Raw genomic sequence first — 5,758 nt, forward strand, 5'->3', positions numbered from 1 at the left:
GCGGATACCCGGTCTTGGGGAAAATACAACACTCCAGCGTGCCGCGCATGAAGGATTTCCGCCCGTTGATCAGCAAGTCGCGCCCGTTGGCTTCCACATCGCGGAAGCCCGTGACCACGGATTTTTCCTGCCCGTTGAACTCGACCGTCACGCGGTAGAGGGCCGGATTGAACTCCGACCACTTCACCATCTTTTTGGCCGGGAGATCAATCGTGACCTCCCCGGCCTTGACGATCTTCGACCATGCGGGCAGGTCTGGCCCGTCATGATTGATCGCCTCGACCTTAACGGCCAGCTTTCCGCCCTCCGGCAACACCACCCGCAACGGACTGGTTTTGATCTGGATCGGATTCTCGCGGCGCAGCTCGATCTTGCCGACCAGCCCGTTCCATATGGTTTGCGTCTGGTCGGTATAGGCGTGGCCCAATTCCCCGAGATCCACCTGCATCCGGTTATCGACCCGAACCGCAATGATATTTTTTCCCGGCTTGAGAAAGGCACCGACGGCGTGGCGGTGGGGCGTTGACAAGGAGTTCAGCGAACCGGCCATCCGACCGTTCACCCAAACCGAGGTCTGCCAAATGGTGCGTTCCAGCAGCAGCGTGGCATCGCTCCACCCATCGGGCAGGTCGATCTCCCGGACATACCACGCCGCACCGACATAGCGGAAGTTTTGATGGAGATGACTGAAAACCTCTTTGGTGAGCGCAGGTTCCAAGGCCAGCGGATCGCCCAGCCCCGCTTCCGAGACGATGCCCGGCAGGTGAATCGGCCGGCCTTCGACCGCCTTGAACCATTGCTGCTTCTCGCCGACATCCCGAGGATCGAGCCGCACGCTCCACTCGCCCGACAGATCCAGCGTATTCGCGTGCACCGCCACGGACACGAATGCCCCCGCCACAATCATTATTCCTGCCCGAACCAACTTCATACCGACCCTCAAATTTCTATTTCCGGATGCCCGACGAACGCCGCATCTCGTTCAACTTGGCATTCATGGATTCCACCCGCTCGGGGTGCCGCTGGATCAAATTTTCCCGTTCGCCCGGATCGGATGCCAGATCATACAGCTCCACGGGATCGAAGCCCGTCGAAGGGCCTTTCTTCCGCTGGGCAATGAGCTTCCAGTTCCGCTGCCGAAGCGCGATGCGCCGACCGTTCTCTTCGATCATGAATTCATGCCCCGCAGCATCCTGGCCAAGGAAAGCCGCCAGCGTATTGCGGCTGTCGCGCGCTTCGCCCTGCGGGAGCGGCACCTTCAGCAACGCGGCGAACGAGGCGATGAAATCGATCTGGTTCACCATGGCGTCCGACACCCCGGGCCTGATCCGCGCGGGCCAGCGGATGATCAACGGGACGCGGGTGCCGCCCTCGTAGACGGAATATTTGCCGTCGCGCCAGATGCCGGACGCATCGTGGCCGCGATCCACCTCGCCGATGTCCCGGCGGTGCCCGGACCCGTCGTCGTAGGCGTCCTGATAGACCGGGCCGTTGTCGCTGGAAAATATCACGATCGTGTTTTCCGCCAGTCCATGCGCGTCCAGCGCCTGCATGATTTGCCCGGTCGACCAGTCGAACTGCACCATGGCATCGCCCCGTGCACTGAGTTTGGTTTTCCCCTGGAAACGCGGATGCGGCGTGCGCGGCGCATGGATGTCCTGCGAGGAAAAATAGAGGAAGAACGGCTGGTCGCGGTTCCCGGCGATATAGGCTTTGGCCTGTTTGACGAAAACATCCGCCATCTCCTCGTCGTTCCACAGCGCGGATTTTCCTCCGGCCATGTAGCCGATGCGGCCGATGCCGTTGATTACGCTGTTGCGGTGCTGCTCGCCTTTGCACCAAACCTTGGTCATTGCCTGGGGATTCACCATGGCGTCGGGATAGGCCGTGCTGCCGGGGCGGTTCACGGCCCGGGGACTTGCTCCGACAAACAGCGGATCGCTCGGATCGAGGTTCAGCACGCGGTGCCCCGCGAGATAGACGCAGGGCACGCGGTCGTTCGTGGAGGGCAGCAGGAAGGAAGAGTTGAAACCGATCTCGAGCGGCCCCGGCTTGACCTCGCCGTTCCAGTCGGTCGGTACGCCTTCCTTTCCGAGCCCCAGATGCCACTTGCCGATCACGGCGGTGGCGTATCCCGCCGTTTGAAAAAGCTTCGGCAACGTCAGCGCATCGGTCGGGATCGTCAGCGGTGCGTTCGGCGGCAAAATGCCGACATCATGACGGAACGCGTGAATCCCGGAGAGCATCGAGAAGCGCGAGGGCGAACAGGTCCCCGCGGTGCAATGCCCGTCGATAAAGCGCAGCCCCTCCGTCGCCAGACGGTCGATGTTCGGCGTGGGAATCATTGTGCTTCCATACGCCCCCACATCGCCATAGCCGACATCGTCCCCATAGATGATCACGACATTCGGCGCGCGTTCCGCCCATCCGTTAAGGAGCCCGGAAAAGGCGATAAGAAGCGCGAACATTCCTTGTGCCGATCGTTCCATGACTAATCCACCAACTCGCGCTCGATGTCTTCGAGCGACTTGCCTTTGGTTTCGGGAACAAACCGTTTAATGACCGCAAAACCGACCAGACAGATGACGCCGTAGAGCCAGAAGGTTCCCGCCGCGCCCAAGGCAACGTTGATGGGCTTGAAGGTGGCCGTAAGGGCAAAACAGGCGATCCAAAGCGCCGACACGCAAAGGCTCATGGAGGCCCCGCGGATCCGGTTCGGGAAGATTTCGGAGAGCAGCACCCAGGTGATCGGCGCGAGCGTCATGGCATAGCAGGCGATGGCCGTCAAAACGACCACCAGCACAACCGGTCCCTTTAGGCCGAAATAATAGCAGGCGCCCAGAATGGCATAGGTGACCATCAACCCGCCGGAACCGAGGAGCATCAAGGGACGGCGCCCCCAGCGGTCGACCGTATTGATCGCGACGAAGGTGAAGACGAGGTTCACCACCCCGGTAATGACAATGTTGAACATCATGCCGCTCACATCGTAGCCGGCCGCTTCAAAGATTTCCTGGGCATAGTTGAAAATCACATTGATTCCGCACCATTGCTGGAACATGGCAATGAAAACCCCCAGGCCGAGAATCTTGAGCAGTTTCGGATGGAGCATTTCCCGGTAGTTGACCTTGCCGCTTTCGCCGGCGAGCGTATCACCGATATCGGCCACTTCGGCGGCGGCGTATGCCGCGCCACCGATCTTGGTGAGCACGCCTGCGGCTTGATCCTTGCGGCCCTGTTTCAGCAACCAGCGCGGCGATTCGGGAATGATGAGCGCCATCAGGAAGAAAAGCCCGGCCGGATTGGTTTCGGCGGCGAACATCCAGCGCCAGCCATATTGGCCGTTCCATGAGTTCATGATCACTTCAGCCGTTGCGCCGGGATCGACCGGGTTGCGGTTATAGATGATCAGGTTGACGATCTGCGCCGCCAACACGCCGATGACAATCGTAAGCTGGTTGACGGAAACAAACTTGCCGCGCATGTGCGACGGCGAGACTTCGGCGATATACATCGGCGAAACGTTGGACGCCAAACCAATCCCCATTCCGCCAATGACGCGGGCCACGATGAACTGGTCGAAGCTTTGGGACAGCGCCGTCCAGATGGCCGAAATCGCAAACATGAGCGCGGCGGCGACCAGCACCTTCTTGCGCCCGATGCGGTCGGTGATGGCGCCGGACAGCAACGCCCCGCCCAAGCACCCCGCCAGCGCCGAGCTCATGGCCCAGCCCGCAAGCCATGCTTTGTCGGCACCGACCAGATTAAAGAACGGTTCATAGAAAGGCTTTGCGCCGCCGATCACCACCCAGTCGTAGCCGAACAGCAGGCCGCCGAGTGCCGCCACCAGAGAGATTTGGAAAATATAACTGACATTGAATTTGTGCCCGGTATTCATCATAAATCCTTTTTGCGTTATACAGGTTCACCCAGGCTGGAAAGCATGGCTTTGTGCAGATGGGCCCCCACATGGAATGGCGCAATTTCAAGCACGGCGCCAAAGAGGGCTTCGGCCTGCGCTCCGCGTTCCATCCCTAGCTCGCCCAGCCCGCGCATGTATTGGCAGTGTATTTTATTTTGTTCCGTAAGATCGACATCGAAGACGAGGAAGTCGGGCAGCGAAACGGCGAAATAGTCCATCTGCACGTCGTCGTTGATGTGCGCGTCGCCATAATCGATCAGTTTCTGAAAGACCGCTTCGGCTTCGGCATCGCGCCCCAGCTTGCGGTGCGCCAGACCCTGGTACAGGATGGTTTCCGGAGGCTGGTCGTTGTAGTACATCGCGGAGGTCGGCACGGAAAGCCCTTGCGTGGCCTCCTCGAAGAAGCGCTTCGCGGCATCGGCATCGCCGTTGCCTTCGAAGGCACAGCCGAGGTAGTAGAGGATGTTGTTTTCCTGCGCACCGGCCAGCTTGCCTTCGCCCAGATTGTGCGGATAAAAACGGGAACGTTGCAACAGCTCAATGGCCTCATCGAACCGAAGCTCTTCGATGGCCTGCTTCGCCAGTTCAACCAACGCAATCACATATTGGGCGGCCACTTTCCCTTCGCCGCCCTCCCAAGGGTGGAACGTGCGTTCGCCCAGAATTTCCAAGGCCAGGGAATGATTGCCCATCAGGTTGAAAACCGACAACAATTCGATGGTCTGGTCATCGCGATCGAGCACGACATCCATATGCTTTTCCATTTCGGCCAAGCGGTCTTCGGCCGCCATTCCGATTTTTTTCCGCAGCTGATCCAGCTCGAAGAACACACGGGAATCGTTCTGATCCAGCGCAAACGCTTTCCCCAACGCTTCTCCCGATTTGGCCGCATCGTTGCGCTTGTTCATATAGGCCAGGCCCAGGTTGCGCCATGCGGTCGGGAAGCCCGGATCAAGTTCCACGGCGCGTTCCCAACATTCAATGCCTTCGTCATACCGACGGTGACCGAACCAGAAATTGCCGAGATAGTACGGCGCGCGCGGGTCGAGCGGATTGGCTTCCATGGCCGCCGTCAACGCAGGCACGCATTCGATGCGATGAGGGAAGCAGTATTTCGGCGAGGCGCCTTGGGCTTTCGCGAAAGCAGAAGAACCGTCCTGGCCGCGCAGCGTTTCAATCCAACCGGCATAATAGCCCACCATTGGATCGTTTTGCGGAGCTTCGGCCAATAGATCCAGCGCGTCGCCAAAGCACCCGGCGTGGGCGTAGTCGAGGGCGATTTCGATGTAGTTGTGAACATAGCCGCGAATCAGCGCATCGAACTCGCTTTCGCCGGAAATCCGCTTTTGCTCATAGAGCGCGCCAAACTCGATGGGATCGGCCTGGAGCGTTGTTTCGATTTCGGCCAACGCTTCATTGGTTCGGTTCATGTTACGCAACAGCGCAATCTTCAGATGCCGCGCTTTATGGTGGTTGGTGTTGCGGGAGAGCGACCGCTCAACCAGTTCCAGCGCCTCTTCGAGGTCGCCCCGGCGGCAGGCAATGCGAGCCAGTTCAAAATAGCCGGCGCATTGCCAGGCATCGTTCCAGACGGCTTTGTAGAACGCGTCAAAAGCATCGTCGAATTTTCCCTGTAATTTCAGGCAGAGTCCGAGGTTGTAGTAGGATTCGCCGTCGTAGGGGTTCGGATTACGCAACGTGGCCCGCTTTACCGCCTTGCGGAAATAGGGTTCGGCGTCGGCAAATTTTCCGCGACGAACCAGCAGCAGCCCCATGGCATTGTTGCAGCGGCTGTCGCCGGGATCGCGGCGCAACGCTTCTTCGTAATACGGTTCC

The 5,758-nt window shown here is 59.5% G+C and carries 4 protein-coding genes; all 4 read right to left on the bottom strand.

Going from position 1 to position 5,758, the window contains the following annotated elements; translation table 11 throughout:
• The coding region (locus tag ABYO54_RS13140) for a sugar-binding domain-containing protein (RefSeq protein WP_372808705.1) at nt 1-907 on the bottom strand (907 nt) is incomplete at its 3' end.
• A 40-nt stretch (nt 908-947) separates the two neighbouring features.
• On the bottom strand, nt 948-2,468 hold the full coding sequence (locus tag ABYO54_RS13145) for an arylsulfatase (RefSeq protein WP_372808706.1): 1,521 nt from the start codon (nt 2,466-2,468) through the stop codon (nt 948-950).
• Nucleotides 2,469-2,491: 23 nt separating this feature from the next.
• On the bottom strand, nt 2,492-3,898 hold the full coding sequence (locus ABYO54_RS13150) for a sugar porter family MFS transporter (RefSeq protein WP_372808708.1): 1,407 nt from the start codon (nt 3,896-3,898) through the stop codon (nt 2,492-2,494).
• Nucleotides 3,899-3,915: 17 nt separating this feature from the next.
• A partial coding sequence (locus ABYO54_RS13155; protein ID WP_372808707.1) for a tetratricopeptide repeat protein occupies nt 3,916-5,758 on the bottom strand: 1,843 nt, incomplete at its 5' end.

This window comes from Pontiella sp. (assembly GCF_041622395.1).
Taxonomy (GTDB): Bacteria; Verrucomicrobiota; Kiritimatiellia; order Kiritimatiellales; family Pontiellaceae; genus Pontiella.

Excerpts from the sequence above, each read along its gene's own strand:
- ABYO54_RS13145 (WP_372808706.1), bottom strand. The coding sequence starts at position 2,468 with ATGTTCGCGCTTCTTATCGCCTTTTCCGGGCTCCTTAACGGATGGGCG.
- ABYO54_RS13150 (WP_372808708.1), bottom strand. The coding sequence starts at position 3,898 with ATGAATACCGGGCACAAATTCAATGTCAGTTATATTTTCCAAATCTCT.